We start from the raw sequence: 16,722 nt of genomic DNA on the forward strand, positions 1-16,722 counted from the left end.
GAAAGCAATGGATCAAATCTACAAAGATTTAATCGAAGCAGGTTGGACGATGAGAGATGTGGACGAAGCCGACTATCATTATTTGTTACACCTTTTTGGAGAAGTGGAGAGTGGCGAAGAATATGTAGATGGTGCTGATTTCATCAAACAATTTTTATCGGCTGAAGACTTAGTAAAACTTGAGGAAGGAGGTAAATAATGGCAGGAAAAGGACAACCGGCAGGAAATATCAAGCTAGGGATTAGTTTAGATAGCACTAGTTTTGGTAACACGCTGGACGAAATCAATGCGAAAGTCAAACAAGCTGAGTCGAATATGCGTGCCAATCTAAAGGCTTATGATTCAGCAGGACGTTCATATGAAGCACTTAGTCAAAAGACGAAAGACTTGTCTACGGTTATGGAAGGGCAAAACGCCAAAGTAAAAGAATTAACAAAGCGCCGTGATGAAGCGATTAGCAAGTATGGTGAGGAATCGAAACAAGTTGCTAACCTTAACACACAGATAAACAATGCTACCGCAAAATATAATGCTTACAGTCGCCAGTTGAACGACACAAAAAAAGAATTGGTGTATTCCAAAACAGCCGTCAATGATTTATCTAATGAAATCAAAGAAAATGAACGACAAATGAACGCCGAAGTAAAAGCGTTGAAGTCTGCAGGTAACGAAGCAGGAGCTTTTGAAGCAAAACAAAAAGGGCTAGCCAAACAAACGGAATTATCCGAGAAAGCTATCGAAGAACAGCGCAAAGTTGTGAAACTGATGGCTGATGAGTTTGGCGATTCAGCAAATGAAACCGAAGATGCAAAAAGGGCATTAGAAAAGTTAGAACGACAAAGCCAAATATCTAGCAGGCAATTAGAAGCACTCAAAAGCTCCAGCGATCAATCAGGAAAAAAAATAGAAGATTTTGGCGACAAGTCCACAAGGTCAGCTAGGAAACTGGATGGACTAAAAGACAAATTAGGCTCGCTAAAAAGCGCATTTTCGTTTGGTGCAGTTGCTGGATTAGCTTCACAAGCAGTTAGCGGTGTTGTTAACAGTTTCATGGGGTTGACAGATGAAGCAGTAGAGGCTTCCGATTCAATGGACAAGTTTGTTCAAACAATGCAATTTGCTGGTATAGATAATTCAAAAATTGAAGAATCTAAAACAGTGATGAAAGATTACGCCGACCAAACGGTTTATGAACTAGGCGACGTAATGAATACGACTGCACAGTTGGCAGCCAACGGTGTGAAAGACTTTGATGGTCTAACGCAGGCAATCGGTAATGTCAATGCCGTTTCAGGTGGTAACTCAGACACGTTCAAATCGGTAGCAATGGCAATGACACAAACTGTCGGTGCTGGCAAATTAACAACTGAAAACTTTAATCAGATTGCGGATGCCATTCCGGGCGCTTCAGGGAAAATTCAACAAGCATTGAAACAAATGGGCGCTTATACTGACGGAGACTTCCGCGAGGCTATGGCAAACGGAGAAATCTCTGCCGAAGAATTGAATGAAGCATTCATGCAATTAGGTATGACTGATGTAGCTAAAAAGGCAGCAGGTTCCACAGCTACGATTGAGGGGGCGGTCGGAAATCTGCAAGCCAGCGCCGTAAATATGATTAATGAAATAATTAATGCTTTCGGCAAAGGCAATATCACTTCTTTGATCAGTGACATAGGCAAAGGAATTGACGACTTAACAACCAAAATCAAGCCAGCAATGGAAAGCATAAAAAACGTTGCTCAACCTGTATTTGACATGTTGAAAAAAGGGGCTGACATAGCAACACTTGCTTTTGGAACGCTGTTTGGAACGTTAGATGGAGATCAAGCAAAGCAAGGCTTTGATATTCTAACTAAAATTTTCCCACCAGAAATGGTTACTTTCGCACAAGATACCATACAAAAAATAAAGAACGCGGTTAAGACATTGTTTGACGTATTCAAAGGCAAAGCGGATATGGGAGACGTTCTGGCTAAACTAGGTTTTTCCCCAGAAACAATTTCTAAGATAAAGTATGTTTTCGACAATATCAAAACATACTTTGATGGTGCTATGTCAAACATTAAAAACGGTATAGAAGTTGCATGGCAAATTGCAAAAGGAATTTTCGATACTTTGTCGCCATATATAATGCCCATTATAGAAAAGATAGGCGGAGCTTTTTCTAAAATTGGAAAATCGATGACCACATTTTGGAATGAAAATGGTAAACAGATTATTGAAGCAATCAAGAACTTTTTTACGTTTATACAACCCGTTGTAAAAATCGTTATGGATTTAGTCATGGGGTTCATTGACAATATAATAGGTTTAGTCGAAGGGATTATGAACGTCATTCAAGGTGCTATCAAAATCTTCACTGGTTTATTTACAGGCGATTTTTCTAAGATGTGGGAAGGAGTAAAACAATTGTTTTGGGGTTCTATCCAAGCAGTATGGAACTGGATTCAAATACTATTCTTCAAACGGATTTTAGAAGGAGTAAAAGGTTTGTGGACTGGTTTTTCAGGCTCAATAAAAGGGCTATGGGAAAGCACTAAAACTTTCTTTACTGAAGGTATTTCCAACACTTGGGATAAGCTAGTCAATTGGGTAATGAATCTGTTGAGCAAAGCTGGCAACCTGAAAACCACGTTTGGTGATTTCATCAAAAACATGTGGAACAGCGTGAAAAACTTCTTCAGCAATGGCGTTGGAGACACTTGGAATAAGGTAGTTGGCTGGGTAAAAAACATTTTCAACAAAGCAACTGAATTGAAGAACAATGTTTCTGATGTAATCGGTAACCTGTGGAACGGTATCAAAGACAGCTTCCGTAGCGGTATTGATACAGTATTCAATTGGTTTTCAGAACTACCGACGAAGATGAAGGATGCCATTATTGGTGGTAAAGATGCCCTTGTTGATGCGTTCAAAAGTATTTTCAACGCAGCACTTAAAGCGATAGGTAAACCAGTTAACGCGATCATCAATGGAGCTTCATGGGTACTAGAAAAACTGGGTGCTGACAAACTCAAAGAATGGGAAGTACCACAATACGCAAAAGGTACACCAGCCGGTGGACACCCAATTAATGGACCAATGATGGTCAATGATGGACGTGGAGCAGAAACAGTTATCACACCAGATGGTAGAGCATTCATACCTAAAGGACGTAACGTAGTATTGAATGCACCAAAAGGCACACACGTTCTAACAGCTGAAGAAACAGCTTATATGACTGGAAACAAAGCACCAAGATATAGATACGCCAAAGGTACAGGCTTTTTCGGAAATCTATGGAACAACGTCAAAGGATTTGCTGGAGATGTTGGAAACAAGCTGAAAGATGTAGTCGGCGATGTATGGGACTTTATTTCAGACCCGGGAGCGTTGGCTAGGAAAGTGTTAAATGGTCTTGGCGTACTGGAAGGGCTTGTCAAATATCCTTTAGATGTTGGTAAAGGTATTCTAAGCAAGGCTACCGAAGCATTGACGAACAAAATCACAGAACTATTCAGCAGTGGCAGTTTAGACACTTCAATGGGCATGCAAGGCGTTTACAAATACTTGGCGGACGTTGCAGTTGCAGTAATGAAGAAGTTTCCAGGCTTTCAAGTAACATCAGGTTATCGTGAAGGCGATCCATACTCACACGGAAAGCACAACGCAATTGATATTGCGCTACCGGGAGTCGTGAATGGTTCCCCTAGATATACAGAAGCAGCCAATTACGCATTTGAGAAGTTTGCAAACAAAATCGGCTATGTTATCACAAATGGTAAGGTTCGTGACCGTTCAGGACAATCAGGTACAGGTGTGCATGATGATTGGCGGACATGGCCTGATGGTGACCACTACGACCACGTGCATTTAAACGGTGTAAGAGATCCGCAGGGCGGACTTGTTAGCGGTGGCGATAGCGTTGGTGGGAGTGGCGTAGAACGCTGGCGGCCATATGTAAAACGTGCTTTGAAAATGAATAACTTACCAACCTCATCCGCTTATGTTGATGCGTGGATGCGACAAATCCAAACAGAATCAGGTGGCAATCCGCTTGCCATTGGTGGGAATGACGGCTTAGCAGACGGTAATGCTACTGGATTGCTCCAAACAAAACCGGGAACATTTGCTGCGAATGCTTTTCCAGGATATGGCAATATAATGAGCGGTTTCGATAATATCTTAGCAGCTATCAACTACGCTAAAAAACGCTATGGTTCGGATATGTTAGGTGTGATTGGGCGTGGTCATGGTTACGCAAACGGTGGAATTGTAAACCAACATCAAATTGCGGAAATCGCAGAAGGAAACAAGCCAGAAATTATTATTCCGTTAGATAAGGCTAAACGATCAAGAGCGATGCAATTATTGTCTATCGCAATGGACAAACTAGGAGTTTCTCCTAAAACTTATGGAAATGCGACAACTGTTTCCAGTGATTACGAAATCCTAGAAGCCATTGAAAAACAGGCGGCAACAACGAATCAGCTGTTATCGTTATTGCTGGCATTTTTCAAAGGAAATAGCCGAACTGATAGAGATTTAGCTTTAGATATTCAGAAGATCTTGGTTAGGAGGATGTAGATGCGAACTGTATTACTGAGAAATAGAATAAACGAAGAAATTGATTTGTCCACAGAAGACTATTTTGCTACTGGGTTGAGTAATATGGGGTTTGAAGTAAAAAAAGAACATGTGGGACAGTGGGGGAATTTCAGAGAAAGCAGTGAGAGCGTTGAAATATCTGAATTTCAGTCATCTGTAATCATTTCTGTGCATGGGTTTCGAGAAAAAGAACTGTACAATTCACTTGTGCAGTTCCTATCGGAAGGTCCGTTTGAACTGGAATTTGCTTTTGACGGCGAAACAATGGTAAGAAGATGCAGTCTAAAATCTTTAAGTAAGACTGAAATCGATCCGAAAACATCGTTACTAACAGACACTTTAGAACTATATTTCACATCAAACTGGTATTCCGTAAAACGCGAAAAATTAATTCAGCGACCGAATGTAGTGAAAACACGTGGTAAGGTTTTTCCGTATAAAAGATCTTATATCTACACTCAAAACTTGTGGGAGAAAAAAGGTGTATTCAAATTCAATAATAATTCTGTATACCTAACGAATAGCAAGGAACGGATGTCCCCGCTAAAAATTCGTGTGATTGGGAAGTGTTCAAATCCGTATTGGCAAGTAATCCAAAACTCACAAATCATCGCAACGGATGGATACTTCATAGATATGACTGAAACACAGACTCTAGAAGTATCAAGCCTTTTTGAAGATACAACGGCGATTCTAAAAGATATTGCAGGGGTAGAATCTTCTGTCTACCAACAACAGGATTATACAAAAACTAATTTTGTTCAGGCCCCGACTGGAGAATTCAGCATTGTGTTTCATGTTGGGGGGGCAGACGTAGAGATTGAGTTATACGAGGAGCGTGATCTGTTTTGATTTTAGCAGTCACGCTTTTTCATCGTGATTTAATGCTTTATAACGAACATTTATTCTCTAACAGTTTTGAATTTGGTGCGGACGAGATCCACGAAGAGGCTAGTAGCTTTACGATGGATAAGTACGTTCCTGTAAAAACAGGCGATTTTCTACTAGCAAAATATATTCCTAGTGGAAAATTTGCATATTTTGGTGTAATTACGTCGCAGGAAGACGAAAAAATCAGTTGTAAAAGCTTACTTAGTTTAGCTGATAGTGAGATACCGACTGCACGTGTGTCAGGAGATAACTACGAAGAGCATATCCGGCGGTTGATTGAATACTATTTGCTGAATGATCCAACGAAACAACTAAAAGATATTTTAGACGTCAAAGCAGAAAGTGCGACCTCTCATTCGTATCAAGCTACCGATACGAATAAACACAAGTTAAGTGCGTATATTCTCAATGGTTTCAAAAAATACAACGTAAAATGGTATTTCAAGGGAATTCAAAACAGAAAAATCTATACAGGCATACGTGCTGTAAATGAATCAATTTACATTAAAGACAATTCTTCTGAATTTAGCGATTGGGATGTGTTTGTTCAGGCGCCTGGCGCTGGAAACGAGAACAAGCTATTAATCGTTGATAAAGCAATGAAAGATATAGAGAAACCGATAATACTGTCAACATGGTATTTGGACGAAGAAAACAATTTGACACAAGATGGATCGAAAGAAAATATCACGAAACCAACTGTCAATTTGGTTAATATCTACGATCAAACCGCAGAAGATAAAGCATCCTACGAAGATGTGGCAAAATCAGAGTTGAAAGGCAATACGTATTCGCATGAAATCAAAGTGAACGTTGTAAGAAATGCAAAAAATTTGAATGTCGAAACGATTGAAACAGGGATGTTTGCCACGATTTCTTATAAAGGAAAGATATACAAGTCGGTTTTGACAGCTTGGCGAATATCAAGTGATAAGGAGTTTGTGGAATTGACTTTCGGAAACATAAGAAGTCGTTTTATGGATTATTTTGAAGATAATGGGGGGATAAAGAATGGTTAGCAATGTGGATGGATATCAATTTGAAAACGTGAAAGTAAGCGCAGAAAATGATGCTAGACTTTATCACGTTTTATATAATCGGAAAAATCAGGTTATTGATGGTTACGATCAGTCTATGAATTTATCTTCAAGCGGATTAACAGTAAAAGTTGCTGCAGGAGCAGCGATTATTCAAGGTCGTATGGTCGTTGTTCGACAAGAAGAAAGTATAACAGTTCCAGCAAACTCAAGTGGCTATATAGCATTAACAGTGGATTTGACACAAGAAGTTATACCTGGATCTATTCTTCCAGAATCGGAAGAATATGAATGGACTAATAATCAAGTCAAGCTAGAATTTATAACAAAAGTTATAGAAGGTAATTTAAACAATGGTGATAAGGTCTATAATTTACCACTATGCTCAGTTACTTCTACTGGATCAACTGTTTCAATCTCAAAGATATCGGATAGTTACGAGCTGACTCTCTCTAAAGGAGAAATTTTGTGGAGGGGGACTGCGTTAATGCATGATACTCAAACTGTCCAACCTTCAAAAAAAATTTGGCAGACAGTTTCAGGTTTTTTATTAGTATGGCTCCCGTACGAAAACGGGCAAGCAATTGAGGATAGATATGTAACCACACCTTTTTATAAGGAACGTGTAACTGTTACTAATGTTTTAGGAGAAATTGTTTCAGGATTTGATGACTATCACAAAAAGTGGTTTAGTAAACGAATAAACTATAATTCGAATACTAATATATTTACAGGTGCAGCAAGCAATGCAAGTGGAGATAACGCAAATATGGTGCTTAGGTATATAGTTTCTTTTTAGTTAGGAGGTATGGAAGAGTGGCAAATTTAGAAATTAAGTTATCTGCAAATAAGAGACAGCCTTATCTACGTCACCGTGTTGTTGGTAGAGTTGGTGATGGGGGGCTCACAACAATCAATGTACAACTCCTTGAGGAAGATGAAATTACACCTTTTGTAATTAATCTAAACGGTACTTTGAAATTTGTGGGCGAAGTTTCAAACGGTAACTATACCGAGGGAGAACCAGAAATAATCGATTCGACTAATGGGTTAATTAGTTACACGTTCACTAAGTCAAATTTCAGCACGAGTCATCAATTCAAACAAGCATATTTTGAATATGTAGATCCTAACGGCAAAAAAGTAACTTTTCAGAACTTCATCATAGACGTGTTAGAACGAGTAGATATTAATTCGGAGCAAGCGAAATACTATATTTCTTCATTGGAAAAATTACAGAGTGAAATGCAAACCACTTTCAATCAGTTCATTAGTGATAAACAGGTCCAATACGATCAAATCTACTCGAAATATAACGAATTAGTAAGATTGATAAATGAATCAGATAAGCATGTAAATGATCGTATTGATAAGGCAAATGATCGTATTGATCAAACCAAGCAGCAAATCGGCGACCTCGGCAAGCTGAAAAAGATGTACAGTAACAGCATCGATTTCGGTGACTATGATTATAGTGGGAATCCTAACTTATTTGTAAATAAATTGGAATCTAGCGATTTTATTAAGGGTAATCATGGGTCACTAACTGATGATAACGGAATATTACATTTTACGTCTGACGGTACAGGCGACATTGATATGTTAACAAGTGCTAATATGCCATCTGTTGGTAGTGGCAAAACATATACTCTAAGTGCAAAATTGCGATTTGATGAAGGAACTACAGGAGACATTAATAAATTAAGGTTGGCATATCGTAAAACACCTGGGGGAAGTGTACTATTAGAAGCAAATAATACAAGCATGATAATAGATGACGTAGGAAAAGAAATAACAATCAAAGGTACAGCCAACGTTGCATATGAAATCACAAATTTAGATCGTTTTTACATTAGTGTTAGCTTTTCTCAAAACGGTAAAATAAATGGCGGACTTAAGTTGTATGACATTAAGATTGAAGAAGGCTCAACTGCCACTCCGTATCAGCCAAACTTACTAGATGCGCCGTATTATTTGAGTAAGGTGGCTTTGGGTGAGAATATTGCTGACCCAACAGTTAAATTTCCAATCACAACTAGTAGCGAGGCAATCTATGCAAAAAATGCATCAGAGGATTTTGTTTTAGGTGAAACTTATACTGTGACGATAGGAGCGACTAAGCCTGCCTCACAAACTATTCGGGTTTATTTAGCTCAAAAACAATTCGGTGTCTTTAAACCAGTTGAAGGATTGGTTGATACATGGGTTACCACTGTGTCAATAACTCGGCTAGGGGAAAACGCAAAATGGGTATATCTTTCTCAAACGCCAAATACTTCTTTAGGTTCATGTACCATAAAATGGTTGAAAATCGAAAAAGGCGACACACGAACACCGAATATTAGTCAGTTTAAATACTTTGGTGAAGGCTTGAAAGACAGCAACAATCCGAACGACTACAGCTGGGACATCACGCCTGAATATACTGAAAAAGGCTTGAATGATACGGTTAGTTTGACCGAACCGCAATCCATCGAAGGATTGAAAAATTTCGAAGATGGTATTCAATCAAAAGGAAAATCTGTATTGACATCAGACGACAACAAATATGAAGTCGTAACCTTAACAGTTACAAACGGGAATACCGGATCAGCAAAGCTTTATCGTGAAGGAAAAACAGTTTCTATATATTTTGTGGCTTTAAACGGAAAAAGCAGTGGTGGAAATGATTCAACGATACTAACAATTCCAGAAGGCTATCGGCCACCAATTAGTTTTGAGCAACTGGTTGGCTCGATAGACCGTTCTACTTTGAACAGTGCTCAGTTATCTATTGGTGCAGATGGAGCCATTAAATGGCGAAGAAACTCAAGTTATGGATCGGATTATACCTTTGCAATTACTTACACGATTTAGAAAAGCGTGAATCGATATGAAGGCAGCATATAGACCAATTGAACCTTACGGATTCGAGCAAATCATTGTGAATGATGAAGAACATTTACCGGAAGAATGCACAGAAGTCGAACCACCGATTCCAAATTGGAAACCGAAATTCAATTACTGGGAGGGAAATAAATGAAAAACATTTGGAAATATGGACGTACTGGCGGAGAGTACGCAGGAAAAGTATTGGACGACATGCTTGTATCCGTTCCTTACACGGATCAGCCACCACTTGAAGGGGTACGTGCTGATGGGGAACCACTAACGATTGCTGATCAGATGTTTGATCCTAAACTGAACCAATGGATTGTTTTAGCGAACACACTGGATCACAACGATTTAAACAATCTCAAAGCAATGTATGAATCGTTAGAAAATGAGAATGGCGATTTAAAACAGCTCAATGCCAAACTCATGCTAAGCGATGTAGCGATTAAACAGGAAAATACTGCATTGAAAGAAAAAGCTGACAGTTTAGCACAAATCAATTCAAAAATGATGCTTGCTTCGTTACAAAATAGCAAAGACATTTCAGAAATTAAAGAGCAACTAAATCCAGCTTCAAAGGGAGGTGAGTAGTATGTTTAGTTTTAGCGATGTGAAAATGATGTATGATTGGGGCTGTTTTACTGACGATCAAGTTCGTCTATTCGTTCCACTATGCATTACAGACGAAGAAGCAGATAAAATTATTAGCAAAGAAGAGAGCGCATCTTAAGTGATGTGCTTTTTTGTTGGAAAGTTGGTGAAACATGAAAGAAGAAGCACTTCAAGACGTTGTAGAAAGGCTAGTAAGAATTGAAACAAAATTAGACAACTACGAATCACTTAGAGAAAAAGCTGATAGTGCAAAAGATTTGGCAGACAAAGCCTACTCAGTAGCGCTAAACAACGCAGAAGATATCAAAGAAATGAAAGCCAATAATAAATGGTCGTGGGGTTACATGATCGGTTTAGGCATTACGATCATTGGCTATTTCTTGACTAAATTGTAAAGGAGTTAAGAAGAAATGATTTTACCAGACAAATATTATCAAGTCATTAAATGGACGGTTTTAACAGTTTTACCAGCTGCATCTGTTTTAGTAGCCACGTTAGGAAAAGCGTATGGATGGAATGGAACAGACATGACAGTACTCACTATTAATGCAGTAGCAACATTTTTAGGCGTTATCACTGGTGTGTCGGCTTATAATTTGAAAAAATAGGAGGAAACAAATGAAAAAGAAAATTACTATTACTGCGATGAGCCTATTAACGGCTCTTTTTTTATTGCCAATTAATGGATTTGCCTATACTATTAACGATGAATATAATCTAGCTCCAAATCAAGGGGATTCAAGATTAGCAATCCCCAACAAAATTATTTTACATGAAACTGGGATAGATGCACCTGCAAGAAACGTAGCCGCCAACATGAAAAATAATTATAACGGAAGTAATCCTTATACTACAGATGTTATTGGTGACGGTGGGATTGTTTACCGTGTGGGTGAGCAAGGATATGTTTCGTGGGGTGCTGGTAACGCCAACCCTTATGCGCCTGTACAGATTGAATTACAGCGCACATATGATAAAGCATTGTTTGAGAAAAACTATCGAGCTTATATTGAATATACAAGAGATAGTGCAAAAAAATATGGAATTCCATCGACTCTTGATCAAGGAACTTCTTTATTTACAAAAGGAATCATTTCTCATTTGTGGGTAACAAATTATATTTGGGGGAATCACACCGATCCATATGGTTACTTATCGCAAATGGGCGTAAGTAAAGAAAAATTAGCCTATGATTTGGCTCATGGATTTACCGATGAAAATCCAACTACTTCAGATGATAAACCAGTAATTGATCCAACTCGAGCAGGTGCTGCAAATCCTACACTAACAGATGGAACAAATTACGCCCACATTGATCAGTTCGGAGAAATTGAAAACGCAAACTTGCATGTAGCTGGATGGCACATTGCTAACTATCAATACGAATATATTTTCATTATGGATTACAATACTGGGAAAGAATTAGCTCGAGTAAGAGCTGACGGAATTTATAGACCAGATGTAAACCAAGCTTATAATACTTCTGGAAATGTTGGTTATCATGTATCTTTCAATATGCGTAATTTTCCTAATAAGAAAGTCTATGTAATGATGCGGGCAACGAATGATCCAGAGGGAAACACTAAAGGCGGAGCACAAGATTTTCATGACAAGCGTTGGTATTTGAATATTCCGCAACGATAAAAAATAGCCCCTCGCTGAGGGGTAGTACATATAGTTTTCAATATAGTTGCTAATATTGTTAGCTAATTTTGTTAGTAAAACTGTATACTATTTTATATAGTAAAAAATATGATTGTTCTTAGTATACTGGGATTTCTAATATTGCATTACTATTAAATCTGCTATCTAATGAGCTCATAAAATTAGCTAATAAATTAGCTCATATATATTGACTTTACATTATAGGTATCGGATAATTTATATATAAAAATATTAACAGTAAAATGGTTTTTATGTATTACTAAAAGGAGGAAGAATTTAATGTCTGAAAAACAAACTAAAGTTGTTTTTGATAATATTTTAACTTTGGCAAAATTAGTGAAAAGTAAGTCTCGAAGAGAAATGACTCCTCTTAGATTACAAAAAACTTTATATTTTATTTTTGCTTTTTATGGAGCGACGCTTGGACAACTGAATTCAGAAAATGAAGGAGATAGCAAATTTGAAGGAAGCTCGGACTACCCTAAATATTTGTTTAAAGAAAATTTTGAAGCATGGCAATATGGTCCTGTACTTCGTTCTATTTACCAAGCCAATAAATATAACTCACAATGTATTGATGAAGCTCCTGATTGGAATCCATCAAATGAAAAAGAAGAGTCAATTAATGAATTAATCGAGCAAGTAATTAAGCAAACAGATGAAATGGGTGATTTTACTCTTGTTGAAAGAAGTCATGAAGACGAAGAGTGGAAGAACGCATTTGATCAGGGACAAAAAGAGATGGATAAGGATAAAATAATTGATGAATACAAACTCGAAGTCATTTAATTTTTCTGTATCTAATAAATCTAGTTCTCAAACAAACGAAGAAAAAATAAAAAATAAATTAAAACCTCAAAATATTATTGATGTAAAAGCAAAACTTAAAAATGGCGGAGAAATTCTATTGGAAGAGCCAGAGAGAAAACGTCATATTAATATATCAGAGAAATTTTTGGTATCCAAACATTTACCTAAGATAAAATTCACTAACTTTATAAATAAAAATGAAGTTCCTATCACAACAAAAAAAACAATTGAGAAAATTACACGAGATATCAGTTATATATGTATGAATAATGAACAAGTAGATTTTTCTAGAACCAATACATCTACTTTAAGAGAAGTTTTAAAAGAGTATGGATATAATGAAACATTAAGTGCTGAGAATGTTTCATTATTTAAAGTTGATGGTGTAGCTCATTATGAAAAAAATATTAAAGAAAATCCTTTTAGGATTTATCTAAAGATAGAGGCGCTTAACAGTGAAGAGACTGAATATCAATTGATTTTTTGTGATGTTTATCATCTATGTATTACAGCTGGACATAACGGACTTAGTGCACAACAAGTAAGGAACAGAACTTATAGTAAGTATTGCTACATATGTAAAGAGCATATAAAAGTTTTATTAGAATAAAAGACCTCAACCAATCATCCTTGGCTGAGGTTTTTTCATTTTTTTCTGAAAAATCTAATCAAATAATAGACTAAAAAATAACCATGTGAGATAATGAACATAGAAAAAAAGCTTCAGATACCACCTCACCCTAGAGTCTTTCCCCAAAAAGATAAGTATCTGAAGCTTTTTTCTTTTTATAACTTGGAAATAGTAACATAAAATAATATATTTTACAAAGAATAAGTACAATCTAGTTTTTTGCTATTAAATGTGTAATAATAAATATGCCATCACAACATGAAGAATGAAAAAAATAATTTATCTTTTCTCAGGTCCATTCTTTTTGTTTGCAGTAGTTGTGATGGCTTCTCGTACCCTTAGCTCAGTTGGTTAGAGCAGACGGCTCATAACCGTCCGGTCGTACTTCTCGTAATCCAGGAAGGCCGTCAGCTCCGTCCGCAGTAGCGTGTTTACGGCCAGCTCCAGATGGGAGCGGAATAACTCGTTCAAATCACCTTTGGTGGCTAGAGTCTGCAGGAGTTCTGTAATAAAATCGTTCATAGGGAAGTCCTCTTTTCTGTGAATGGGTGTGGTAACTTTATTCTACAGAAGGGACTTCCTTTTTTCTATTTACACAAAATATTTTATACTCTCAAATGTTTGTATGCAGTTACATCTGACTTTATTCGAATTAAGGAAAAGATTTATAAAAATAAAATAAAAAAATATATATTTAAATTGACTTATTGTGAAATCATTAACTATAATTAGTTCAGTTTATGTTAAGGAGAATGATGATATGAATAAGAAAATTGTAGTAAGTGGATTAATTATAGGTGGATTAGTGTTAGCAGGGATCGCAGGGAAAAACTTTGCCGATGACATTTTGTTATGGGGTGGAGAAGATAATATTGAACAAATCAATCATAATTTGGAGTCATTAGATAAAGCACTAGAAAATAAAGAGCAAAATATTAGTAGTTTAAATTCACGATTATCTTCAAATAATCAAGAACTTGAGCAAGCAAAGGCTAACGTTGAAGAATATAAACAAAAAGTGTTGACTTTGGAAAATGATAAAAATCAATTAACTATAGAGAAAACAAATTTAGAGAATCAATTATCAGGAAAAAATGCTGAATTGCAAGGTAAACAAAATGAAATCAATGCTAAAATTGATGAAATAAATCAAAAAATAGCTGAAATAAATCAATTAAACACTGATTGGAATAATCGTTTACAAACAGAACAAAATAAATTTAATGATGCTCAAAATACTGTTAATAGTTTAAATCAACAAATTAATCAATTGTCAAATGAAAAAAATACTATTAAAAACCAATTGCAAAGTACTGAACAAAAACTAGAAAAAGCGCAATCAGAAAACAGTAATTTGAATAATTATATTGAAAAACTGGAAAAAGCCAAAAGCGATGTAGAAGACACAGCAAACAGATCACAAGAAATCGTGACTGAACATACAGGAAAATAGATGCATTTTTTAGTTTAAATTTCTTTAACAAAATAGTATTTTGTTGCTAAATAATTTTTATTTGAATATTCTACAATGATATCTCCCCTCAAAATGGAGGGGAAGTACATACTGTGATAATCTACAGGTTTATTGACTGATTAGGATGTTATTAAAAAATAAAATATTAAGATACATACCCGAATTTCATACCCGAAAAACAAAAAATGTCATCACGTACATTCTTTTCGAAACTACCGAAGTAGCCAAGAATGTACTGATGACGTGGGTTTGGCACCCAATGGGCCGTGAGGGGCTCGAACCCGCGACCCGCTGATTAAGAGTCAGCTGCTCTACCAACTGAGCTAACGGCCCATACAAAAAGTACTTAATAATAGTAGCACTAAGAATTTTAAAATGCAAGACTACATTTAAAGAAAATCAGAAAAATCTTTACTTCCTTATAGGAAATCATTCATAGATTATTCACATTTGCTCGTTACTATATAAGCATACCAACAAACAAAGTTCTTGCAAGAGAACAAACCCTAACACTTTTTTCATTTTTTACTCCTTTCCCGCCGTCTCCCCGGCGGGTCTCCTGTTCTTAACGATAAAAGACAAGAAGGCTTGGCCTTCTTGTTTTTTTGCTTTTATAAAATTCCATTAATTAAATCATCTAGTTAAAACAACTAGATTGAATGTTTATGATAACTCTGGTATCATGTTAATGAAATGAAAAAGGAGCGGTTACGATGGAAAAAATGCGTCAGCAATTAATGGAGTGGGGAAAAGAACTGGAAACATTCCGTCTGCCTCACTGGGAAGAGCTCCCCGACCTAGAACTTTATATGGATCAAGTCAGAACGTTAGTTGATCGTTATCTTTCACCTGTGATACAAGGAGAAAAGCATCCATTGCTGACCTCCTCTATGGTAAACAACTACGTTAAACTGGGATTGATACCAGCACCAGTTAAAAAAAGATACAACAAAGAACATGTAGCATTTTTACTTGCAATCACTACATTGAAACAAGTATTGACTATTCCTGAAATCAAAGAAGGAATATTGTTCCAAGGAAAAACAGTGGGGATTCGTGAAGCTTATAATCTATTCTGTGATGAACAAGAAGCAGCTGTATGGATGGTCAGCCAATTAGCACAAGGCAAATCCCATCCCAAAAAATTCGACCAAGCGACCCCTGTAGAATATATTGCTGTAAGAGCAGCAACTTTATCGTTTGCAATGAAACTTCTTGCGGAAAAAACGATTGTTCTAGAATCCGAATACTTAAAAGAGGAGAAAACAAATGAAAAATGATAAAATCGCGATTTTAGTAGATTCTGGTACGGACGTGCCAGAAGAATTGATAAAAAAATATGAGATGTACATGATTCCTTTGAAAATTATATATAAAGATCAGGTATATACAGATAAAATAGATATTACACCTGAAGAAATCTATCAACGTTTGCCAGAGGAAATTCCAGGTACATCTTTGCCTGACGGCGAGTCGATCGCAGAAATCTTTGAGCAAATCAAAAAAGATGGTTATGAAAAAGTACTTGCGGTAACGATTTCCAGCGGATTGAGCGGGACGTATAACGTAGTTCGTTTGATTGCAGAACAGCAAGAAGAATTGGAAGCGTATGTACTAGATACGAAAAATATCGGTATTGGTGCGGGTTTTTCTGCAATACAAGCAGCGAAATGGTTAGAAGACGGTGTCGAGTGGAATCAGCTGATCAGTAATTTGAATGAATTAGTCGAAAGAACAAAAGTTTTCTTTAATGTTGCGACATTGGAATATCTCCAAAAAGGTGGACGGATTGGTTTGGTTGCTTCTATTTTAGGAACCGCTTTAAAGCTTAACCCAATCATCTCCTGTAATGATGAAGGAATCTATTACACAGTAGGAAAAGCTAGAGGACGTAAAAAAAGTTTGGATAAGACGGTTGCTTACGTCAAAGAAAAAATCGGCAATGCCAAGGTTTTTAACTTAGCCGTTGCCCACGGTGATGCGAAAGAAGAAGCGATTGAAATGGAAGCGAGGCTCAAAAGAGAGTTCCCGCAAGCAAACCAAATCTACTTTGGTCAAATTTCTCCGGCATTAGTAGTCCATACTGGTCCGGGATTATTAGGTGTCGGCGTACAAGTTTTAGAAGGATAAATCAAAAA

General features: G+C 36.8%; 17 protein-coding genes, 1 tRNA gene and 1 pseudogene. 17 read left to right on the plus strand and 2 right to left on the minus strand.

Annotated features, from left to right (window positions below; translation table 11 throughout):
- Positions 1-7 precede the first annotated feature (7 nt).
- The 14 genes from AB3I27_RS08815 to AB3I27_RS08880 all read left to right on the plus strand — a co-directional run bounded on the left by AB3I27_RS08815 (position 8) and on the right by AB3I27_RS08880 (position 13,089).
- Entirely contained in the window at positions 8-199 is a 192-nt protein-coding gene (locus tag AB3I27_RS08815) for a hypothetical protein (RefSeq protein WP_002290636.1), read from the plus strand.
- Positions 199-4,569 (plus strand): tape measure protein, encoded by a 4,371-nt coding sequence (locus AB3I27_RS08820; protein WP_278014539.1) that lies wholly within the window; start codon positions 199-201, stop codon positions 4,567-4,569. The genes AB3I27_RS08815 and AB3I27_RS08820 overlap by 1 nt, the downstream gene beginning before the upstream one ends.
- Positions 4,570-5,442: a phage distal tail protein domain-containing protein gene (locus tag AB3I27_RS08825; protein WP_278014538.1), complete on the plus strand. Its 873-nt coding sequence runs from the start codon at positions 4,570-4,572 to the stop codon at positions 5,440-5,442.
- Positions 5,439-6,500: a hypothetical protein gene (locus AB3I27_RS08830; RefSeq protein WP_277904405.1), complete on the plus strand. Its 1,062-nt coding sequence runs from the start codon at positions 5,439-5,441 to the stop codon at positions 6,498-6,500. The genes AB3I27_RS08825 and AB3I27_RS08830 overlap by 4 nt, the downstream gene beginning before the upstream one ends.
- The gene (locus tag AB3I27_RS08835; RefSeq protein ID WP_278014537.1) at positions 6,493-7,317 is read left to right on the plus strand and encodes a hypothetical protein; all 825 of its coding nucleotides are present in this window, start codon (positions 6,493-6,495) and stop codon (positions 7,315-7,317) included. The genes AB3I27_RS08830 and AB3I27_RS08835 overlap by 8 nt, the downstream gene beginning before the upstream one ends.
- Before the next feature lie 17 nt (positions 7,318-7,334).
- Positions 7,335-9,374, plus strand: coding sequence for a BppU family phage baseplate upper protein (locus tag AB3I27_RS08840; RefSeq protein WP_368022975.1), 2,040 nt, complete (start codon positions 7,335-7,337; stop codon positions 9,372-9,374).
- A gap of 16 nt (positions 9,375-9,390) precedes the next feature.
- A complete protein-coding gene (locus AB3I27_RS08845; protein ID WP_002290627.1) occupies positions 9,391-9,540 on the plus strand; it encodes a hypothetical protein in 150 nt (49 codons plus the stop codon).
- Positions 9,537-9,983 (plus strand): hypothetical protein, encoded by a 447-nt coding sequence (locus tag AB3I27_RS08850; RefSeq protein ID WP_108144930.1) that lies wholly within the window; start codon positions 9,537-9,539, stop codon positions 9,981-9,983. Before AB3I27_RS08845 ends, AB3I27_RS08850 begins: the two co-directional genes overlap by 4 nt.
- A gap of 1 nt (position 9,984) precedes the next feature.
- The gene (locus AB3I27_RS08855; protein ID WP_002290625.1) at positions 9,985-10,122 is read left to right on the plus strand and encodes an XkdX family protein; all 138 of its coding nucleotides are present in this window, start codon (positions 9,985-9,987) and stop codon (positions 10,120-10,122) included.
- Between the two features lie 34 nt (positions 10,123-10,156).
- A complete protein-coding gene (locus AB3I27_RS08860; protein WP_002332427.1) occupies positions 10,157-10,399 on the plus strand; it encodes a hemolysin XhlA family protein in 243 nt (80 codons plus the stop codon).
- 15 nt (positions 10,400-10,414) lie between these two features.
- Positions 10,415-10,612: a phage holin gene (locus tag AB3I27_RS08865; RefSeq protein ID WP_002302122.1), complete on the plus strand. Its 198-nt coding sequence runs from the start codon at positions 10,415-10,417 to the stop codon at positions 10,610-10,612.
- A 10-nt stretch (positions 10,613-10,622) separates the two neighbouring features.
- Positions 10,623-11,648, plus strand: a complete 1,026-nt coding sequence (locus tag AB3I27_RS08870) for a peptidoglycan recognition family protein (protein WP_368022977.1) — start codon at positions 10,623-10,625, stop codon at positions 11,646-11,648.
- A gap of 300 nt (positions 11,649-11,948) precedes the next feature.
- Positions 11,949-12,458 (plus strand): Panacea domain-containing protein, encoded by a 510-nt coding sequence (locus AB3I27_RS08875; protein WP_081156615.1) that lies wholly within the window; start codon positions 11,949-11,951, stop codon positions 12,456-12,458.
- Positions 12,433-13,089: a hypothetical protein gene (locus AB3I27_RS08880; protein WP_081156616.1), complete on the plus strand. Its 657-nt coding sequence runs from the start codon at positions 12,433-12,435 to the stop codon at positions 13,087-13,089. The genes AB3I27_RS08875 and AB3I27_RS08880 overlap by 26 nt, the downstream gene beginning before the upstream one ends.
- Before the next feature lie 396 nt (positions 13,090-13,485).
- Here AB3I27_RS08880 and AB3I27_RS08885 read toward each other — a convergent pair.
- Positions 13,486-13,632: pseudogene (locus AB3I27_RS08885) on the minus strand (IS256 family transposase); the annotation flags it as partial.
- Between the two features lie 238 nt (positions 13,633-13,870).
- Here AB3I27_RS08885 and AB3I27_RS08890 point away from each other — a divergent pair.
- Positions 13,871-14,563, plus strand: a complete 693-nt coding sequence (locus tag AB3I27_RS08890; protein ID WP_156264871.1) for a DNA-directed RNA polymerase subunit omega — start codon at positions 13,871-13,873, stop codon at positions 14,561-14,563.
- Between the two features lie 281 nt (positions 14,564-14,844).
- Here AB3I27_RS08890 and AB3I27_RS08895 read toward each other — a convergent pair.
- Positions 14,845-14,917, minus strand: a tRNA-Lys gene (locus AB3I27_RS08895).
- A gap of 380 nt (positions 14,918-15,297) precedes the next feature.
- Here AB3I27_RS08895 and AB3I27_RS08900 point away from each other — a divergent pair.
- Positions 15,298-15,864 (plus strand): DUF1836 domain-containing protein, encoded by a 567-nt coding sequence (locus AB3I27_RS08900; protein WP_002310031.1) that lies wholly within the window; start codon positions 15,298-15,300, stop codon positions 15,862-15,864.
- Entirely contained in the window at positions 15,854-16,714 is an 861-nt protein-coding gene (locus AB3I27_RS08905) for a DegV family protein (RefSeq protein WP_002343969.1), read from the plus strand. Before AB3I27_RS08900 ends, AB3I27_RS08905 begins: the two co-directional genes overlap by 11 nt.
- The last annotated feature ends 8 nt before the right edge of the window (positions 16,715-16,722 follow it).

It is taken from the genome of Enterococcus sp. C46, assembly GCF_040887565.1.
Classification (GTDB): Bacteria; Bacillota; Bacilli; order Lactobacillales; family Enterococcaceae; genus Enterococcus_B; species Enterococcus_B lactis.